Below are 19,080 nucleotides of genomic sequence, written 5' to 3' on the forward strand. Positions count from 1 at the left end.
TGGGATCACGCGACGGATTGTTTCTCCGTGGTCGGAGGCTCGGAATCGGTTGCGGCGTCGGGCACCTCGGTGCCGCGCAGCGAGGTACCCGCGGTCTCCCGCAGGAAGAACCATGCCACCAGACCGACCAGCGCGGCGCCGGTCATGTAGATCGCGGGGAAGAGATTCCAGCCGGTGCCCTCGATCACCGCCTCGTTCACCAACGGCGCGGTGCCGCCGAACGCGGCCGTGGACAGGTTGTAGCTCAGCGCGAAACCCGCGTACCTGACATGGGTCGGGAAGATGGCGGGGAAGGTCGCGCTGATGGTGGACAGCTGCGGCACATAGAGCAGACCCAGCACCACGAAACCGAGCACCGCCCAGCCGGTGCCCACGCCCATGAGCGCGTACATCGGCACGGACAGCACGGCCAGACCGATCAGCGAGAACAGCCACAGCGGTCGCCGCCCCACTCGGTCGGAGAGACGGCCGAAGAAGGGAACGCACGCCATCATGGCCACCTGCCCGATGAGCATCATGGCGGTGGTGGTCGATTCGCCGAGGCCGATGGTCTTCTGCAGATACGTCGGCTGATAGGTGAGCAGCGTGTAGTTCGCGACGTTCAGCGCGACCACCAGGCCGAAGAGAACCAGCAGCTCACGCCGGTAGTTGCTGAGCAGAACCCGAAGCCCGCCCTCGGGGTGCTCGTGTTCGTTCACCTCGGTGAAGACCGGCGACTCGTTCAGCTTGGTTCGCAGATACCAGCCGATGCCGCCCAACGGAACCGCGATCAGGAACGGGATCCGCCAGCCCCAGTCGTGCATGGCGTCGGACCCGAGGATCAGCTGGCACAACAGCACCACCGCGGAGCCGCCGACGAAACCGCCGAGAGTGCCGAACTCCAGGAAACTCCCGAAGAATCCACGTTTCTTGTCGCCGGCGCATTCGGCCAGGTAGGTCGCCGCGCCGCCGTATTCGCCGCCGGTCGAGAAGCCCTGCACCACCCGGAGCAGGATCAGCAGGATCGGCGCGAGCACCCCGACCTGGCCATGGGTGGGCAGGACACCGATCAGACCGGTGGCCGCCGCCATGAGCAGGATGGTGGTGGCCAGTACCACCTTGCGGCCGACGCGGTCGCCGAGCGGTCCCCAGACCATGCCGCCCACCGGCCGCAGGACGAAGGAGATGGCGAACCCGAGCATGGTGCCCAGGGTGCCGAGCTCCCCGGGGAAGAACGCGTCGGTGAGATAGGTGGCGGTTGCGGCGTAGACGCCGTAGTCGAACCATTCGGTGGCGTTGCCCATTGCGGAGGCTGCCACCGACTTCTTGAGATGCGGCGCTGGGGCCTGCTGGTCCGTCACGGTCCGTCCTCTCCGGCACATGCGGCCGTGTCGGCCCGGCCGACCCATGACGTCGTGCCCACCGGCGACCGGGTTCCGGCGAGTATCGACCTCCATCCGTTACCCGGGATTTTCCGCGGGTAAACGCGGGCACCCGCCGAACGGACGCGGCCGACCACCTCTCATCAGCTACTTCCCAGCTTATGTGAAGGGGCTCACACAGGTGCGGAATCGTCCCGTTCGGGCCACGGCGGCGGCCCGCCCGGGACGCCCGTTTCAGCGCACTTCGTCGGCTACCGGGGCCTGCGGTCGCGCCGGGTGCCGCACCTCGACCAGCGGCAGCCGCAGGGCGGCGGGCGCGGCGGCCGGCACCACCGGCGATACCGGAGCGACCGGGGCGATCCGCTGGTAGGCCGATCCGAGCGGCGGCCGCGGATCGGCCTCGCCCTTGTTCGGCCACATCGCCACGGCGCGCTCGGACTGCGCGGTGATGGTGAGCGACGGGTTCACACCCAGGTTGGCCGAAATTGTCGAACCGTCGATCACATGCGCACCCGGGTGGCCGTACAACCGGTGGTACGGGTCCACGACACCGGTCTCGGGGCTGTCGCCGATCACGCAACCGCCGATGAAATGGCCGGTCATCGGGACATTGAAGATACTGCTGCTGGCTCCGCCCGCGACCCCGTCGATCTTGTCGGCGACCCGGCGGCCCACCTCGTGCCCGGCCGGAACCCAGGTCGGGTTGGGGGCGCCCTCGCCTTGACGGGTCGTCATCTTGCGACCGAACAGACCGCGTTTGGTGTAGGTGGTGATCGAGTTGTCCACCGACTGCATCACCAGCAGGCCGATCATCTGCTCCGACCAGCCCCGCGGGTTGTGCAGATGACGCAGATCGCGGCGGTTGCGCCACATCTCGCGCAGCCACAGCCGGCGCTTGGAGACGCCGGGCTCCTCGTCGACCATGACCGTGCCCATCAGCGAGATGACATTGCTGCCCTTGCCGTAGCGCACCGGCTCGATATGGGTGTCGTGATCGGGGTGGATCGAGGAGGTGATGGCCACCCCCTTGGTGAAATCGCTGGTCTTGTCCCGGCTGCGGATCGAGAGCAGCTCCTCGGAGTTGGTCCGGGACAGATAACCGAGGCGGCTCGAGATCTCGGGCAAGGAGCCCGAATCCCGGAGTTTGTGCAGCAGGCGCTGGGTGCCGAGGGAAGCCGCGGAGAAGATCACCTGTTCGGCGGTGAAAACGGTGCGCTTCTTGCGCAGCCACCGCCCGGTCACCACCGTTTCCACGGCGTACCCGCCGCCGGGTCGCGGTGTCACATCGGTGACGGTGCGCAGCGCATGGACGGTCGCACCGGCCTGCTCGGCCAGGAACAGATAATTCTTGACCAGGGTGTTCTTGGCGTTGTGGCGACATCCGGTCATACATTCGCCGCAGTGGGTGCAGGTGCGGCGGGCGGGGCCGACCCCGCCGAAGTACGGGTCGGGCACATCCTCGCCGGGCCGGCTCCCGGGCCCGCCGAAGAAGACCCCGACCGGGGTGCGCTGATAGGAGTCGGCGACGCCCATTTCCGCGGCGACCTCCAGCAGGACCCAGTCGGTCGGCGTGGTCGCCGGATTGGTGGTCACGCCCAGCATGCGTTTGGCCTGGTCGTAGTAGGGCGTCAGCTCGGCTTTCCAGTCGGTGATATGCGCCCAGTTGCCGTCCCGGAAGAACTTGTCCGGCGGTTCGTACAGGGTGTTCGCGTACACGAGGGAGCCGCCGCCGACCCCGGCGCCGGCCATGATGAGGGTGTCCTTCAGCAGCGCGAGCCGCTGGATGCCGAAGCAGCCGAGGTAGGGCGCCCATAGATACTGCCTGGCACGCCAGGACGTTTTCGCGAATTCGTCGTCGGCGAAGCGGCGACCGGCCTCGAGGACCCCGACCCGGTACCCCTTCTCGGTCAACCGCAGGGCACTGACGCTGCCCCCGAATCCGGAGCCGATGACGAGGACGTCGTAGTCGAAGGTCTGGCCGGGCCCGGCGGCGGTGCCGGCGCCCGTTGCGGAACTGGACATCTTTCCGAGACTATGGCCTGGGTCACCCGGTGGGAAACATACCCGCGGACAGGAAATCGGCACTTTCGGCCAATCCGGGTGTCGAGCAGGTGTCCACGCTCATCCGCCGGCCCCCGCCACCGGTTCCCGCGCGGGCGTTTCGGCCTCCGGCTCGGCGTGCGGATCGGGAGCCCACGCGGCCCGCGCCCCGGGCACACCGTGCTCCACCACGAAACCCGCCCGGGTGGTGACGGGCGCCCCGGGTTCCCGGACATAGGGCACCACCCGGTAGTCGCCGCGCCACAGCTGATCGTCCACCTCCACCCGGACATAGCCGCGCTGCCCGTTGAAGAATTTCATATCGGGATTCGCGGCGAGCAGAGTCTCGCCGCGCGAGGTCAGATCGGCGCCGTCGCGTCCGGTGGTGATCGAGGTGCCGGTGAACTCCGTGGCCACGACCGGCGACGCCGGATCCCGATAGTCGCCGCGCAGATCCACCACATAGTTCTCGTGCCGATCACCGGTGAGCACCACCAGGTTCCCGCGGCCGCGCGCGGCCGCGGCGGCGAGCACCGCGTCCCGATCGGCGACATAGCCGTCCCAGGAGTCGGTCCCCACCGCGACCGCCGGACCGGGGTCGTAATCGGACTGCGCCATCGCGACCTGATTGCCGAGCACCTGCCAGCGAGCCGGGGACCGGGTGAGACCGTCGATCAGCCAGTCGCGCTGGCGCGACCCCAGAATGGTGCGGTCGGCGGCGAAACGGTCCGGGCAGTCCACCACCAGATTGGCGCCGTCACCGCACACCAGGGGCGTTCGGTACTGGCGGGTGTCGAGCATGGTCAGGTCGACGAGGTCGCCGAACGCGTAGCGGCGGTGCATCCGGGCGTACGGTCCCGCGGGCAACTGATCGATCCGCAGCGGCAGATGCTCGTACATCGCCTGGAAGGCGGCCGCGCGCCGCCGCCGGAACAGGGCGGGCAGCAGATGGATATCGATACCGGCGCCGGGTTCGAAACCCGCCCAGTTGTTGTCGATCTCGTGGTCGTCGAAGGTGCAGATCCAGGGGAACGCGGCATGCGCGGCCCGCAGCTCGGGTTCGGCCTTGTACTGCGCGTAGCGCAGCCGGTATCCGGCCAGATCGGTGGCCTCCGCGCGCAGCGTCTCCGGGATGGCGACCCCCGAACGGCCGGACGCCCATTCCTTTTCGTAGATGTAATCGCCCAGGTGCACGACGAAATCGAGATCCTCGTCGCAGAGGTGCCGGTAGGCGGTGTAATAGCCGGAGCTCCAGTGCTGGCAGGAGGCGAAAGCGAACCGTAACCGGTTCACCCGGGCGACCGGCGCGGTCCGGGTGCGGCCTACCGGCGAGATGGCCGAGCCCGCACGGAATCGGTAGTAGTACCAGCGATCCGGTGCCAGACCCCGGACCTCCGGATGCACGCTGTGCGCCAGTTCGCGGGTGGCCAATGCGCTCCCACGCACGGCGATACGGCGGAAATACTCGTCCTCGGCGACTTCGTATTCGACGGTGACCGGGGCACGCGGCGTACCGCCCAGGGAGTCCGGGGCGAACGGATCCGGGGCCAGCCTGGTCCACAGCACCACGCCGTCGGGCAGCGGATCACCGGAGGCCACGCCGAGCGTGAAGGGGTCGCCGAGCCGGCGGGGCGCCCGATAGGGCGCACTACTCGCCAGACCGGCTCCGGCCAGCAGCGCGGCCGCGCCGGCCGCACCCGCTTGCAGTACCCGGCGCCGGGACAGAGCCATGGCTCAGCCTAACCCGCGACGGTTACGACTCCTCCACAGCGCGAGCCCGGCCGGGCTCGCGCCGGGCCGCCGGCTAGAGATCGGCGAAACACACCACGAAGCGACGTTGGTCGTAGACGAACCCACGGTCGGCCGAGGGGCAGGCGTTCACACTCACGGTCTCCGGCAGGATGCTGATCACCTGTACCCCGCCCGGACCGCACTCGGTGCGCTGCGGCTGGTCGCCGGAGACATCCGCGCAGCTGCCGACCACCCAATCGATATCGAGGCACATGGTCGTCTCGCCGATGGTGTGGCTGGAATCGGCGTCCGTCGGGCAGGCGGTGCCCGGCGGGCCGGCACTCGCGATCTTGTACCGCGATTCCGCGCTTCCGCAGGCGGCCTTGCTGACGTCCTTGTCGCTGAATCCGCTGAGGCATTCACCGGCCGCCACCTCGACCTTCAACGGGGCCTGTTTGGCCTCCTTGTTGGCGGGACCGGCGGTTCCCAGCGCGGACGGCGTCGTTGCCGGGGCACTCGACGTCGCCGAAGTCGACGAGGGGCCGGCCGGCGCGGCCGGTGCGACGGGCGCGATATCGGTGACGGTGGTGGCGGTGGCGCTCGCGGCCGGGGCCGCCAGGTCGTTGGTGGCCTCGTCACCGCTGCCCGCGGTGGCCAGCAGCGCGGCCACCCCGATTCCCAGCACGATCGAGGTCACGACGGCCGCGATAGCGATCGCGGCCGCCGTGGCGCCGACCCGGGCGCGTTTGTCCTGCTGTGAGAGCGGCGGACGCCCGCCGTCCTCGTCCGGGCCCGGCTGGGTCACGGTTCGCCGCGCAGGACCGCCATCACGGCGTCGGTGAACGATTGCCCGCCGGTGATGTAGCCACCTGCCACAGCGCCGACGACGAGGCCGATCGGACCGGTGATGATGCTGAGGAAGCCGAGACCGACGAGGGCGCCGAGCAGGCCGCCCAGCACGGCGCCGACCGCGACACCGGCGACATTGCGCTGGAGTTCGTCGGTGAGCCGGGTCATCGAGCTGACCGGCCGCATCTCGCCGATGTTCTCGGCGGTGACCGTCGGGGTCAGTTCGAGTGTCGTACCGTCCGCGCTGATCTCGTGCGCCACGGCCATCTCACTGCCCGAGACCTCGTACTGCAGCGGCACTTCGGCGATGACGGCGCCGCTGACGGCCTTGAGGATCGCGGTGGCGCCGTCCGGCGTCAGTTCGAACCGGCCGTCCTGCACTTCGGTGGTGATCGTCTGGGTCTTCTGGTCGACGCTGGTCTCGTAGGCGACGCCCTGGTCGACGCCCTCGCTCTTGATCTCCGGTGCCGGAGCCGCGGCCGCGGGTTCGGCGTGCACGACGCCGGCGGAAATCCCTACAGCGGCAACGGACAGAAGTGCGGTAGCGGCGAAAGTGCCGAACTTCATTACGCTCAATCCTTCTCACGTGAACCGACCGAGGGCCGGGCGGCTGCGATTTCACTTCGCGCACAGGACCATACCGATATTCGGAGTTCGAGTGCATATCAGTAATTAACAGGAGAATTAATCCTTTAAATTGCTACCGAATAACCGTGTGGCCGGGCTCGAATTCCCGGATACTCGTCGCTTTCAACGGTTATAGGACTCTGCGATATCTCCGCGACATCGCCGCCGGAGCCTGCAGCATTCCCCTGGCAATCAGCCAGGGCCGATAACATTTACGCACCGTTATTCACGAGATGGCACGCAGGTGTTACACACCAGCCGATATGTGCCAGTCATCGACCGCCCCACGAACGACGGCCCGCGACGGTTTATCAGCACCGGGAAGCCCGGACCGGCGACACCAACCGGGACTACTTCGTGACCGGCGAGGACTGTGCCGAGCGGCCGGGAAGTGCTCCACTACTTACAGGACGTTCCACCGCGTACGCATCGTCGATACGAGCGGAGCAGCCATGACGACCGCAGGAAATCTCTGTCTCGCGGGCACCGCCCTCGCGCTCGCCGCCGCGCTCGGGCCGATGCCCACGGCCTCGGCCGCCGTCACCAGCGTGAGCGTATCCGGCGGTTTCGGCCTCGGTTTCGTCCAGTACGGGACGAGCTGCACCTACACCGTCACAGTTCTCGGCGACAGCGTTGGCTCGCTCACCGACTCGGTGGACGGACAGCCCGGCGGCGGCACCTTCGGGCCGGTCGAGCAGGTGTCCCCCGGCAAGTTCACCGCCGACTGGGCCCCCACGGCGCCCGGCAGGCATCTGGTGGCGGCCGACGGCGTGGCCGACGAAGTGAACGTGGCCCGGGGCTACGACTTCGGCATCATCTGCTTCACCCTCCCCGAGTATCTGGAGGTACCGGGGCTGGTGTCCGACGGAAGGTGAGCGAGGGGACCGGCACCCGCGCGGACCTGTGACGCTTCCAGTGCGCTTGACAGAATCCGTACTTTTGACAGACTCCGACGAAATCGCCCGGGACGGTAGTCGGCGGGTCGGACGAAGGGATTTCGGATGGGTGTCTACGCGGTCACGGGGGCAGCGTCGGGGATGGGCAAGGCGGTAGCCGACAAGCTGACGGCCGCGGGCCACCGCGTGATCGGCGTGGACATCCAGGAAACCGATATCGTCGCCGATCTGTCCACCGCCGAAGGCCGGCGCACCGCGATCGACGGAGTGCTGACCGCCGCGGACGGCCTGCTCGACGGAGCCGTACTCGCCGCCGGACTCGGCCCGGTGCCCGATCCCGCACGACTGCCGGTGATCGCGGCCGTGAACTACCTCGGCGTGGTCGACCTCCTCGAAGGGTGGCGACCCGCACTCGCCGCGACCGGCGCCGCGCGGGTAGTCGCGTTCGGCAGCAATTCGGCCACCACCGTCCCCGCGGTACCCGGTCGCACCGTGCGTGCTTTCCTGGCCGGAGACACCGAACGCGCCGTCCGCACGGTGAAGATATTCGGCAAACAGGCCGCGCCGTTCGTCTACGCCGCCTCCAAGATCGCGGTGAGCCGCTGGGTCCGCCGGCACGCGGTCGGGCCGGAATGGGCCGGGGCGGGCATCCGGCTCAACGTCATCGCCCCCGGCGCGATACTGACCCCGCTGCTCGAACGCCAGCTCGCGTCCCCGGCCGAAGCCAAGGCGATCAACGCTTTCCCCGTGCCCACCGGCGGTTTCGGCAAACCGGAGCACATCGCCGAATGGGTGTGCATGATGCTATCGCCCGCGGCCGAATTCCTTTGCGGCAGTGTGGTCTTCGTCGACGGCGGCACCGACGCCTACTTCCGTCCCGACGACTGGCCACGGGCGGTCCCACTCCGCCGAATCGTGGGCTATCTCCGCCGGTTCCGGGGTTTCCGGGCGACCCGGCGCGCGCAGTGAGACACCACCGGCAGGGCCGGTCATCCGAACCGGGATCGGTGGCCTACAACATCCCGGTGGATACTCGCGTGCGCACCGGGTGTTCCGAGCGGTTCAGGCGGGTTCGATCGGTGATTCGGGAAGCTGCAACGCGTTGAACCAGATCCAGTTCAGCGTGTCGAGCAACGTGTCGAAGCCGACCTTCTCACCCTCCACGAACACCAGATACGCCATCTTGCTCACCATGCTCGACAGGGCCAGCGCCGTGACCCGCGGATCCAGTCGCGGAGTGACCAGGCCCCGGGCCTGCAGGTCCCGGATCAGCGCGGCATTGCGGTCGATGAACGCCGAGGCACGCTCGGCCCGCAGCGCCGCGAACTGCTGATCGATCCGCGCCACCTGTTCGAGCACGGCCATCAACCGCGCGTTGCGGCGATAGGACCGCAGATATTCGCGGTTGGCCGCGGCGATCCATTCGCGGGGATCGGCACTGCCGCCCCGGGCCCGGACGTGCGGATGCAGCATCTCCTCACGCATCTGCTCGACGACCTCGGCGAAGATCTCTTCCTTGCCGTCGAAATGGGTGTAGAACGAACCCGACGCCACGCCCGCGGTCTTGGTGATGTCGTTGATCCGGGCGTCGACGAAACCGTCGGCTTCGAAAACCGTGCGCGCGGCGGCGATCAGGGCCGCACGGGTGCGGATCCCGCGCCGGCTCTTCGGGGCCGGGCGGGTCGCCCGGCCGGCGGGTGGCGCGACCGGCGAGTCCGTCGCCCCGCCCGCGGAAATACTGTCCTCCTGGGCCTTCACCAGCTCACTCACTGTCCTGGGGCGGTCTGTCTCGGGCTGCCGTGGATGGTAACAGCCGTCCGACCCGGATCCGGCCGCCCCGGACCGGGCCGGGAAACCCGGTGGTCACGCGGGGAACAGCCGACCTGTCGCCAGCGTGGTGATCCGATCGGCGTTCCCCGAGTCGCGCAGGGTCGCTCGTCCGACATCGGCCCGCAGCGTCGCGTCGGCCACCACCGGCCCGATCCGGGCGGGCTGCAGATAGCGCAGTCCGAGGGTGCTCAGGGTGGCGCCGGGCGCCAGCGACAGGATCGCCTCTTCCGCGGCGAGCGCTATCAGTCCCCCGTTGACCGTGCGCGAGGCGTTCAGGCCGTCGTCGGTACGCGGCAGCACCGCGGTGCCCGGGCCGCTGCGCGCGCAGCCGGCCCGTTCGGCCAGCGGTACCGACAGCAGGCGATCGGAGACCGGCATATCGATGCTCAGCTCCGGGGGCAGCCGCAACTCCTCGTTCGGGGACACCATGAACGACCCGCCACCGAAGGCGAAGGGTTCGCCGTCCACGCTCCATTCGACCTCCGCGACGAAGACCGAGCGTCCCGCTTTGATCTTGCGCCCCACCGCCCTGATCTCACCGGACCCCGGCGCCGGACGGTAGAGGTGCACATCGAGTTCGAGGGTGACCGGCACCCGCGGCCCCAGGGTGAGCGCCGCCAGCAGACCGGTCACGGTATCGGTCCAGGCGGCGAGCACCGAGGTGCGCAACCGCTCGGTTCCGGGCACGTGCAGCTGCGGGGTGATGATCGCCGACCCGTGCAGTTCGTCGCCGGCCAGTGTGGTGGCGAAGCCCAGCTCCAGCAGGATGTGGCGCCGTCGCCGCGATTCGCTTCCGGTCTCGACCGTCATGGATTGCCTCCTTGTGCCCGTCCGGCCGGCGGCTGATGTTCAACGGACTCGACCGGACATATCCAACGTATCGGGCGGTGGGTCGGTACGCCCCGGCCAGGTCGGTGGATTCGCGGCCCCGGACGCCCTCAGCTTCCGGCGGCTTCGGCGGCCGCGCGGGCCTTACCGAGTTCGGCCCGGGCGATCGTCAGTTTGTGGACCTCGTCGGGACCGTCGGCGATCCGCAGGGTGCGCAGATGGGCGTACATGCTGGCCAGCGGGAAATCCTCGGTGACCCCGGCCGCGCCGTACACCTGGATCGCGCGATCCACGATCCGCAGCGCCATCACCGGTGCCGCGATCTTGATCGCGGCGATCTCGGTACGCGCCTCCTTGTTGCCGACGGTATCCATCATCCAGGCCGTTTTCAGGGTGAGCAGCCGCGCCTGTTCGATATCGATCCGGGCTTCGGCGATCCAGTCCCGGATATTGGCGCGTTCACTGACCTTGCGGCCGAAGGTGGTCCGGGAATCGGCGCGGGCGCACATGAGCTCCAGTGCGCGTTCGGCCATTCCGATCGCGCGCATGGCATGGTGGATCCGGCCGGGGCCGAGCCGCGCCTGGCTGATCGCGAACCCCTCGCCCTCCCCCTTCAGCACATCGGTCAGCGGCACCCGGACATCGGTGAAATCGATTTCGGCGTGACCTTCGCGATCGACATACCCGAAGACCGGCAGATTACGCACGACGGTGACACCCGGCGCGTCGATCGGCACCACCATCATCGATTGCTGCCGGTGTTTCGGCGCGTCCGGATCGGTCTTGCCCATCACGATGAGCACTTTGCAGTGCGCGTGCATGGCGTTGGAGGCGAACCATTTGCGGCCGTTGAGCACGTAGTCGTCGCCGTCGCGCTCCATCCGCATTTCCACGTTCGTCGCATCGGAACTGGCGACCCCGGGCTCGGTCATCGCGAACGCGGACCGGATGGTTCCGTCGAGCAACGGTTCGAGCCAGCGCTGTTTGTGCTCCTCGGTACCGAAGAGGGTGAACACCTCCATATTGCCGGTGTCGGGGGCCGAACAGTTGCACGCCTCGGGCGCGAGCGCCGGGCTGCGGCCCATGATCTCGGCCAGCGGCGCGTACTCCAGGTTGGTCAGGCCGGGGCCCCATTCCGGATGCGGATGGAACAGATTCCACAGGTCGCGCTTCTTGGCCTCGATCTTGAGGTCCTCGAGGACCTGCGGCTGATGATGCGGATCGCCCGCCGCGGCCATCTGCTCGGCGTACACCGGCTCGGCCGGGTAGACGCATTCGTCCATGAACGTGAGCAGGGTGCGTCGGTACTCCCGGGCACGCTCGGTCGAGGTGAACAGTTCCACGAGAACTCCGATCTTCGGGGCGCGGCTCGATGCGCCGGCGGCAGCCGTTCGATGCTCTCCGACGGTAAACGAACTTGAATCCGGATTCAACTATTTTGGCGCCGCCTGCGGCGTCGCGGGGGTCGAGGCCCCCTTGGTCCCGGCGTTCAGCCCTCGAGACTCGAGGCTTCGCCTCATGCGCTTTCGAGGACTGAACGCCGGGACGGGCCTCAACCCTTCGGGGGTGCCTCGCTGAACTCGGCTCCAGGGTCGCGTCTCGCATACGGAACGGACCCACCGGGTGATCGACGGCCCGGCGCGAAGCCGACCTGGTGGCCGATCCGTTCTTCCGATGAACCTCGCGAAGGCGGCGTCCGAGCTCGCGTCAGGCCCGGATAGCGGGGCGGGCGGAACCGTCCCCGAATCCCAGCAGGGGCGCGCCCGGCGGGAAGGTCACCGGCAGTGCGGACAGGGACCGGTGAAAAGGTCCCGGCCGCCAGGCGGGCTCTCCGTCGGGGAATTCCGCGCGCATCTCCGGCAATGCGTCCAGCAGCTGATCGATGGCCCCTTCGGCGACGATGTAGGCCAGCGACTGCGCGGGGCAGGCGTGCGGACCGAGGCCCCAGGCCAGATGGGCGCGGTTACCCGTCAACTCCGACGCCCGGATGGACGGGTCGTTGTTGCAGGCGGCCATGCTTATCACGACCGGCTGATGGGCGGGCAGCCACACATCGTCGAGCAGGATGGGCATCCGCGGATAGGTGATCAGCAGATTCGCCAGCGGCGGGTCGTTGAACAACACCTCGTCCAGGGCGTCGCGTGAAGTCAAGTTCCCCCCCAGCACGCTGCCGCCGAACCGCTCGTCGGTGAGGATCAGCAGCAGGGTGTTGACGATCAGGTTCAGTTCGAACTCGATCCCGGTGCCGTACACCTGCGAGACATGGTGGGACACCTCCTCCTCGGTCAGCGCGACCGGATGCTGCAGCAGCACCGAGGTGATATCACGACCCGGCTCCGCACCTTTGAGCTGCACCAGATTCATCAGGGCCTCACCCAGCATCCGGCTACCCGCTTCGGCGTCCACCCCCTCCAGGAGGGCGGCGGTCCCGGCGGCGACCTGCTGTCCGATCTCCGGCGGGCACCCGAGCAGATAGTTGATCACCTGGAAGGCCAGCGGGAACACGTACTGCTGGATCAGTTCGGCGTGGCCGTCCTGACAGAACGAGTTGATCAGCGGGCCGGCGATGTTCTCGACGACGGTGTGGATCGCGTACATATCCACTTCGTCCATACTCGCCGTGATCGCCTGCCGGTAGCGCACGAACTCCTGACCGGCGCAGCGGCTGGCCATCGGCCGCCACTCCAGCAGCGGCAGGATCGGGCATTCGGCCGGAATATCCTTCTGCCACGTGCGCGGATCGGCCGGGAAACGCTCCGGATCGTTGAGCACGCGCAGCGCGGTCGAATAACCGATCACCAGGGTGGCCGGCACCCCGGGCGCCAGCTCCACCGGCGCCAGCGACCCGTACCTGGCGCGCATCTCGCGGTACACCCGATGCGGGTCGGCGGCGAACTCCGGAAGGTACAGCGGAACCCGCGGATCATCGGAATCGATCGGCGAACCGTGCACGACCGGGTGGGCTTGTCTTCGGTAGTCCGAGGTAGTCAAGGACGAAACTCCATGCCGTTCGGGGGTGGGGCCGATGGTTTTCCATCGGCCGGTCCCGGTTCGAGGCTCCTCCTGCGAACTGCTGACTCGAGCCGGAACCCCGCGATGGTACGACATCACTATTGCATGTGTTCGCTTTCAAATATGTTGTACGCCCGTCCTTTTCGGGCATTTCATGGGACTAGTCCGCACATTCGGGACCCCGGACCACGGTCGGCGGAAAGGGGTGCGGCCGAGGCCCGGGCATCGAAAAGCTCAGCCCCCGGCCGCTTTTCAGACACCCAGCGCATCCAGGGATTCATTGTCGTCGATCGCCGTGGTGATCCGTCGCATCAAGGTGAGACAGGTTTCGGTCGACTGCATCCGGGGCTGATAGGCCGCGCGCCCGATCGTGAAGGCCCATGCCGCGTACGCGAACATCGACTGCTGCCGGTAGATCAGCCACGCGTCGTCGAAGGCCGGCGCCGCACCGCCGGCCAGGGACAATTCCTCCAGGTACGCCGCGAGCAGATCCGGTGCCCACGCCCGCCGGTCCTCGGGTTCGCATCCGGAATTGACCGTGTAGGCGAAATCGTGCCCCCACCCGCCGCGCATGACGACCTGCCAGTCGACATAACCCATCCGCCCCTCGGCGGTCCGGTAGGTCTGCCCGATATGCGGGTCGCCGTGCAGCAGCGTATGCGGCAGATCACGGGTCGCCATGTCCACAGCCCGCTCCACCCCGGCCCACAGGCGCGCCGCCTGCCCTTTCAGGTTTTCCGGAACCACCTCGTCGGCCCGCTCCAGGCCCACCGCGCAGCGGGTCTTCATATCGATCGCCGCGAGATAGGCGCGCAGCGCCTCATTGGTCGTCTTGAGCACCTCGATCGCGGGATCCTCCCAGTACGTCCCGTGCACACGCGCGAGATTGCGGACCAGGTCCTCCATCTCGTCCCGGCCGATCGGCGCGGTGGGTTCGCTGAACACCGCACCCCGGGTCGCGGCGATATCCTCCATCAGCGCGATCGACCGCCACGAGGCGGGATCGGAGGCGCCCCAGTAACCGAGCGGCGCCTGGATATCGAGCTTCGGCCGGAAATCCCGGAAGAACCGGGTCTCACCGTCGATCATCTTCCCGCCGCCCAGCAGAATGCGCTGACTCAGCGATGTCGTGGTCTTGGCGAACAAGGCCTCCGGCAGCCCGGCCGTCTTCCCGGCGTCGTTGTACTCCACCCGTATGGCCACCCGGGTGGAGGTGCCGCTGCTGCCGCCCGCGATGTCGAACGAGACCACCTCGGCGCCGGGCGTCTCCCGGCACAGCACCGCGGTCAGCCATTCGGCCGTGAGCGCGGCGCCGGACGCGGGCACGTCCGCTATCGCGCGCGCCCGGTGCCCGGTGATCTTCTCTCCGAGAATATGCCCGCCGACCGCGGCGAGCCGACCGAGCAGCCAGAGCTTGTGATTCATTTCCGCCTCACTTTCCGGATGCGCGAGATACCGCGCACCGTGCCGGACCATCCGGTCCGGGCTTTCTATCGCATCGACGATTCTCGATCTTGCGCCATATTCCCAGTGCCGGAATGGGTTTCGACCGAAAGATATCCGGCCGACGGTTTCGGGCACACCGCCGGACCATCGAGACGGGCCGACGAGACGGGGCCGCGCGGCCCGATACCAGAACGAGACGCCGCGCACGCCGGAACCCGGCCGGAGCGGGAAATATAATCGGGTCACCGACCACAGTCGACGAAAGACGCCCTCGTATGGTGACGCTATCTGTTCGACATGTACCGGACGCGGTGTACCGCGCCCTGCGAGTGCGCGCGGTCAATCACGGACGCAGCACCGAAGCCGAGATCCTCGCCATTCTCGAGGACGTCGTGACGCGAGCCCCCGAAAGAGCCCGGCTGGGCTCGGTGCTGGCCGGTGAGCGCCCCGACGACGACTGGGAGAGCTCCGGACCGCACGCCCCGCCGGACGCACGGTGATCGACCGCGCCGGCTCCGCCGAGGGGTCGCCGGTCAGCCCGCGGTGAGGCCGCGCAGCACGATGTCGAGCCCACGGCGGAACTCCTCGTCCGGCGGCACCGATCTGGCGTCGGCCGCCGTGTGGGCGAGGTACGGGAAATCGGCCGGCCGGAGTTCGGACATGGTGATCGTGCCCGCCCCCGACAACGCGGCGTAGTGCTCGTTCTGCAGGAATCCGAGCAGGTAGCCGATCAGGGTGCGCTGTGCGACGACCCGGTCGGCGCCGGTGAATCCGCCGTCGGTGAGCACGGCGAGCATGGTGTCGATCAACCGTAGCGAGGCCCGCGCGGCCTGTCGGTGCCGCAGTATCAGCGGCACCGCGGCGGGATGTTTCGCGACCGCGACGCGCAGGCGGTCCATCAGCGATCGGATCCGGTCCGTCCAGTGTGCGGCCGGCAATGCGAGGTCGACCGACCCGAAGACGTGATCGACCACCAGCACTTCCAGCGCCTGCCGATCGGTGACGTACCGGTACAGGCCCATGGTGGCCATCCCGAGTTCCTTCGCGACGGCGCGCATGGTCAGCGCCGTCAAGCCGTCCCGGTCGATCACCGCCAGGGCGGCGGCGACCAGTTGGTCGTCGGTGAGCGATCGCGGCCTGGGCACGGATTGACAGCGTACTGGATACGCGCATAATGATTATAGGCGTACAAAGTACTCTTAAGGAGAGCCCGCATGTCGCATCCGGACCCGGTATCCGCCCGCACACTCACCAGCCTCACCGGCGAACACATTCCGATCCCTTCCCCCGGGCATCTGGTCCACCTGCAGTTCCGGCGCTTCGCCGGATGCCCGGTCTGCACTCTGCACCTGCGCTCGATCGTGGCCGGACTGGCCGATATCCGAGCCGCCGGCATCCGGGAAGTGGTCGTCTTCCACTCCTCCGCCGCGGAACTGCGCAAATACACAGCCGACCTGCCCCTGGACGTGATCCCCGATCCCGATCGCGGGCTGTACCGGGAATTCGGCGTCGAATCCGGCGCCCGGGCCCTGCTGGATCCCCGCGGCTGGCCCACCATCGCGCGTGCGGTCGGTGCGGAACTGGCCGCGACCGGCCGGCACAGCGGCCGCCCGGCGCCCCCGGCCCACCCGGAAGGCGGGCGGCTGGGACTGCCCGCCGATTTTCTCATCGCTCCGCACGGTGCGGTCCTCGCCGCGAAGTACGGCACCCATGTCGACGACCAGTGGTCGGTCGGCGAACTGCTCACCCTGGCCGCCGAACACGGCACCCCCGCGACACCGGCCGCCTCGTCACCGAAGGAGACACGGCTATGACGACCGCGCGACGCCCTGATCGTGGCGATCGCCCGCGCGACACACTCGGCTCGATACTGTCTCCGGCACACCCCACTACAGGATTCGGGAGCGCCATTGCCTCACGCACGAAAGTTCGTCACCGCAGTACTCGCCCCTGCCGCTGCGGTTCTCGCGGCGGCCGCGCTGGTGACCGCCGGTGCCGGCGCCGCCGCGGCGCAACCCGGGGCGTACACCGATATGACCTGCGGTAGCGCCAATCCGCTGCCGTGGGCGCCGCCGTTCACCTGGAACATCCGGGCCAGTTCCGGAGCGAGCCTGCCGCCGGGCGGCGCGGCGCTGGAGCCGTCACTGCTGCTCAGCGGCGGCAACGATCTGCCCAACCCGCCGGCCAGTCTGTTCCCGATCTTCGGCGCCACGCCGTACGGCACCCGGGTACAGCTCGATTGGCACAACGAGACCACGGGCGTTTCGGGGACCGCCTTCAGCGATGAGGAGACGCTGAAGCAGAAGCCGGGAGTTCCGGTGAACCGTGCCTGGACCGGGGTCGGGACAGTGGCGTTCACGGTGACCACCCGCACCGGCGGCGGCTGGTGGTTCGTCAATACCCGGACGTCGGTGTGCCGCGGCGTCGTCTCGGTGCACCCGGCCTGACCCGCGGGGGCGCGACCGACGCCCTATCGCGGACGCTGCGGCAGCCGCACCCCTGACCGTGACCGTGGTGGTTCCGGTCACCCGCGGGAATCCCGGAAGCGCCCGGTTCGTTGCCGACACAGAGCCCGGCGATCGGGCTCGCGGACGAGGGAGCAGTACCCGCATCGCGACAAGACTGACTCGGAAGGTTTTGTCATGTCCTGGCTCGTCCTGCTGCTGTCGGGCGTTCTGGAGGCCGTGTGGGCCACCGCGCTCGCCGCCTCGCACGGTTTCCGTCGCTGGAAACCCACGGTCCTGTTCGCCGGTGCACTCGTTCTGAGCATGGCCGGCCTCGCCTGGGCGATGATCGATCTGCCCACCGGTACCGCATACGCCGTATGGGTCGGCACCGGCGCGACACTGACCGCCCTCTGGGCTGTCGTCACCGGTAAGGAACGCGCCGGTATCGCGCGGCTCCTGCTGCTGTCGCTGCTCATCGCCTCGGTCGTGGGCCTGAAGGCGGTGAGCTGACCATGGCGTGGATCATTCTGCTGGCCAGCGCGGTCTGCGAAGCAGTCTGGGCAACCGCGCTCGGAAAGTCGGCCGGGTTGACCGAACCGGTGGCGACGGTGATCTTCTTCGTCGCACTGGTCGCGAGCATGTTCGGGCTGGGCCGGGCGGTCCGCGATATTCCGATCGGCAGCGCCTATGCCGTCTGGACCGGAGTCGGCACCGCGCTCACGGTGACCTATGCGATGGTCACGGGCGGCGAAGCCGTCACCGTCGCCAAGCTCGTCTGCCTCAGTGGGATCGTGGTGGCGGTCATCGGGCTGGAGCTGGTCCCGCACGACGAATCGTCGCAGTAGGTGCGCGCTCCGCTCGGTGGCGCTACGGTCGCCGAGCGGAGTCCACCGGGTTCCCAGCCTCGACTTCCTCAACATTGCAAGCCAATTTGTTGCTTTGTAAGCTACCGCCATGGCTCAGCGCTCCGGCCGCCCCGCACGGGATTTCGCCCCACCCCGGCCACTGCGGATGATCGGCGCGCTCGTCGACGCCTACCGGGCCGTCTTCGTCTCCGGACCGGCCGCGACCGTTCTGTCACCCCCGAATCCGCTGCGGCGCGGCGGTTTCTCACGACCACTGGTCGTGGAGGAGATCCGGCCCGAAGCCGACGAGGTGCTCGGATTCACCCTGCGCGCCACCGACGGTGAGCCGCTGCCCGGATGGCGGCCGGGCGCCCACCTCGATCTGTTCCTGCCGTCGGGCCGACAACGGCAGTACTCCCTGTGCGGCGACCCCGGCGAACGCTTCCACTATCGAATCGCGGTGCGGCGCATCGCCGACGGCGCGGGCGGCTCCCGCGAACTGCACCGTGATATCCGCACCGGTGACGTGCTCCGGGCCCGCGGCCCGCGCAACGCGTTCGCCCTCGTCTCCGCACCCAGTTATCTGTTCATAGCCGGCGGCATCGGCATTACGCCGATACTTCCGATGGTCCGTGCGGCCGGCGAACGCGGCCGCCTGATCTACGCGGGGCGCTCGCGGGCGACAATGCCGTTCCTCGCGGAACTGACCGACGCCGATATCCGCCCCGACGACGAATCGGGCCCGCCCGATATCGCGGAACTGATCGCGACCGCCGCACCCGGAGCGGCCGTCTACGTCTGCGGCCCACCGCCGATGCTCGCCGCCGCGCGCCGCAGCATGTTCGCCCTGAATCCGACCGGCTCGCTGCACAGCGAACAGTTCTCGGCGCCCGCGGTGATCGACGGCAAGGAATTCGATATGACCCTCGCCCGGACCGGCCGCACGGTCCGGGTGGGGGCGCGGGAGACGGCGCTGACCGCGCTCGGCCGGGTCGTCCCGGACCTCGCCTACTCGTGCCGGCAAGGCTTCTGCGGCACCTGCAAGACCGCCGTCATCGCCGGTGCGATCGACCACCGGGACCGGACCCTGCCCGATATCGAACGTGACACCCATATGCTCACCTGCGTTTCCCGCGCGGCGGGCGACGCAGTGGTCGTCGACCTCTGA

Annotated in this window: 19 protein-coding genes and 1 riboswitch; of the genes, 8 read left to right on the forward strand and 11 right to left on the reverse strand. The window is 68.5% G+C overall.

The genetic code is table 11. The annotated features are described in order from the left end of the window. Positions 1 to 5: 5 nt before the first annotated feature. The 5 genes from OG804_RS15580 to OG804_RS15600 form a co-directional block, all read right to left on the reverse strand. Positions 6 to 1,361, reverse strand: coding sequence for an MFS transporter (locus OG804_RS15580; RefSeq protein ID WP_442941531.1), 1,356 nt, complete (start codon positions 1,359 to 1,361; stop codon positions 6 to 8). 234 nt (positions 1,362 to 1,595) lie between these two features. Next, the gene (locus OG804_RS15585) at positions 1,596 to 3,383 is read right to left on the reverse strand and encodes a GMC family oxidoreductase (protein WP_328387203.1); all 1,788 of its coding nucleotides are present in this window, start codon (positions 3,381 to 3,383) and stop codon (positions 1,596 to 1,598) included. Between the two features lie 99 nt (positions 3,384 to 3,482). After that, positions 3,483 to 5,132 (reverse strand): alkaline phosphatase D family protein, encoded by a 1,650-nt coding sequence (locus OG804_RS15590; RefSeq protein WP_328387205.1) that lies wholly within the window; start codon positions 5,130 to 5,132, stop codon positions 3,483 to 3,485. 73 nt (positions 5,133 to 5,205) lie between these two features. Beyond that, entirely contained in the window at positions 5,206 to 5,937 is a 732-nt protein-coding gene (locus OG804_RS15595) for a hypothetical protein (protein WP_328387207.1), read from the reverse strand. Further along, a complete protein-coding gene (locus OG804_RS15600; RefSeq protein ID WP_328387209.1) occupies positions 5,934 to 6,548 on the reverse strand; it encodes a hypothetical protein in 615 nt (204 codons plus the stop codon). Before OG804_RS15600 ends, OG804_RS15595 begins: the two co-directional genes overlap by 4 nt. A 512-nt stretch (positions 6,549 to 7,060) precedes the next feature. On the opposite strand from OG804_RS15600, the gene OG804_RS15605 reads away from it, so the two are divergent. Together OG804_RS15605 and OG804_RS15610 are read left to right on the forward strand one after the other, a co-directional pair. Next, complete coding sequence (locus OG804_RS15605) at positions 7,061 to 7,483, forward strand: hypothetical protein (protein ID WP_328387211.1); 423 nt, start codon at positions 7,061 to 7,063, stop codon at positions 7,481 to 7,483. Between the two features lie 126 nt (positions 7,484 to 7,609). After that, complete coding sequence (locus OG804_RS15610; protein WP_328387213.1) at positions 7,610 to 8,473, forward strand: SDR family oxidoreductase; 864 nt, start codon at positions 7,610 to 7,612, stop codon at positions 8,471 to 8,473. A 93-nt stretch (positions 8,474 to 8,566) separates the two neighbouring features. On the opposite strand, the gene OG804_RS15615 is transcribed toward OG804_RS15610, so the two are convergent. The 5 genes from OG804_RS15615 to OG804_RS15635 form a co-directional block, all read right to left on the reverse strand. Continuing rightward, positions 8,567 to 9,262 (reverse strand): TetR/AcrR family transcriptional regulator, encoded by a 696-nt coding sequence (locus tag OG804_RS15615; protein ID WP_328387215.1) that lies wholly within the window; start codon positions 9,260 to 9,262, stop codon positions 8,567 to 8,569. A gap of 105 nt (positions 9,263 to 9,367) precedes the next feature. Then, positions 9,368 to 10,144, reverse strand: coding sequence for a PaaI family thioesterase (locus OG804_RS15620; protein WP_328387216.1), 777 nt, complete (start codon positions 10,142 to 10,144; stop codon positions 9,368 to 9,370). 128 nt (positions 10,145 to 10,272) lie between these two features. Beyond that, positions 10,273 to 11,499 carry an acyl-CoA dehydrogenase family protein gene (locus OG804_RS15625; protein ID WP_442941882.1) on the reverse strand — a complete coding sequence of 409 codons (1,227 nt, stop codon included), beginning with the start codon at positions 11,497 to 11,499 and terminating at the stop codon, positions 10,273 to 10,275. A gap of 370 nt (positions 11,500 to 11,869) precedes the next feature. Next, positions 11,870 to 13,153 carry a cytochrome P450 gene (locus OG804_RS15630; RefSeq protein WP_328387219.1) on the reverse strand — a complete coding sequence of 428 codons (1,284 nt, stop codon included), beginning with the start codon at positions 13,151 to 13,153 and terminating at the stop codon, positions 11,870 to 11,872. Between the two features lie 273 nt (positions 13,154 to 13,426). Further along, positions 13,427 to 14,599, reverse strand: coding sequence for an aminoglycoside phosphotransferase family protein (locus OG804_RS15635; RefSeq protein ID WP_328387221.1), 1,173 nt, complete (start codon positions 14,597 to 14,599; stop codon positions 13,427 to 13,429). A 296-nt stretch (positions 14,600 to 14,895) separates the two neighbouring features. Here OG804_RS15635 and OG804_RS15640 point away from each other — a divergent pair, with 296 nt between their 5' ends. Beyond that, the gene (locus tag OG804_RS15640; RefSeq protein WP_328387223.1) at positions 14,896 to 15,120 is read left to right on the forward strand and encodes a FitA-like ribbon-helix-helix domain-containing protein; all 225 of its coding nucleotides are present in this window, start codon (positions 14,896 to 14,898) and stop codon (positions 15,118 to 15,120) included. Between the two features lie 33 nt (positions 15,121 to 15,153). On the opposite strand, the gene OG804_RS15645 is transcribed toward OG804_RS15640, so the two are convergent. Beyond that, positions 15,154 to 15,765: a TetR/AcrR family transcriptional regulator gene (locus tag OG804_RS15645; RefSeq protein ID WP_328387225.1), complete on the reverse strand. Its 612-nt coding sequence runs from the start codon at positions 15,763 to 15,765 to the stop codon at positions 15,154 to 15,156. 69 nt (positions 15,766 to 15,834) lie between these two features. Between OG804_RS15645 and OG804_RS15650 the strand changes: the two genes are divergently transcribed. The 5 genes from OG804_RS15650 to OG804_RS15670 all read left to right on the forward strand — a co-directional run bounded on the left by OG804_RS15650 (position 15,835) and on the right by OG804_RS15670 (position 19,080). After that, positions 15,835 to 16,434, forward strand: coding sequence for a peroxiredoxin-like family protein (locus tag OG804_RS15650; protein ID WP_328387227.1), 600 nt, complete (start codon positions 15,835 to 15,837; stop codon positions 16,432 to 16,434). Positions 16,435 to 16,530: 96 nt separating this feature from the next. Then, positions 16,531 to 17,067: a hypothetical protein gene (locus OG804_RS15655; RefSeq protein WP_328387229.1), complete on the forward strand. Its 537-nt coding sequence runs from the start codon at positions 16,531 to 16,533 to the stop codon at positions 17,065 to 17,067. 118 nt (positions 17,068 to 17,185) lie between these two features. Continuing rightward, positions 17,186 to 17,252: riboswitch (guanidine-III (ykkC-III) riboswitch) on the forward strand. Positions 17,253 to 17,262: 10 nt separating this feature from the next. Continuing rightward, positions 17,263 to 17,577, forward strand: a complete 315-nt coding sequence (locus tag OG804_RS15660; RefSeq protein WP_328387231.1) for a DMT family transporter — start codon at positions 17,263 to 17,265, stop codon at positions 17,575 to 17,577. Positions 17,578 to 17,579: 2 nt separating this feature from the next. Then, on the forward strand, positions 17,580 to 17,912 hold the full coding sequence (locus OG804_RS15665) for a DMT family transporter (RefSeq protein ID WP_328387233.1): 333 nt from the start codon (positions 17,580 to 17,582) through the stop codon (positions 17,910 to 17,912). A gap of 109 nt (positions 17,913 to 18,021) precedes the next feature. Next, on the forward strand, positions 18,022 to 19,080 hold the full coding sequence (locus OG804_RS15670) for a PDR/VanB family oxidoreductase (protein ID WP_328387235.1): 1,059 nt from the start codon (positions 18,022 to 18,024) through the stop codon (positions 19,078 to 19,080).

Origin of the sequence: Nocardia sp. NBC_00416, assembly GCF_036032445.1 — a bacterium.
In the GTDB taxonomy this organism is placed as follows: domain Bacteria; phylum Actinomycetota; class Actinomycetes; order Mycobacteriales; family Mycobacteriaceae; genus Nocardia.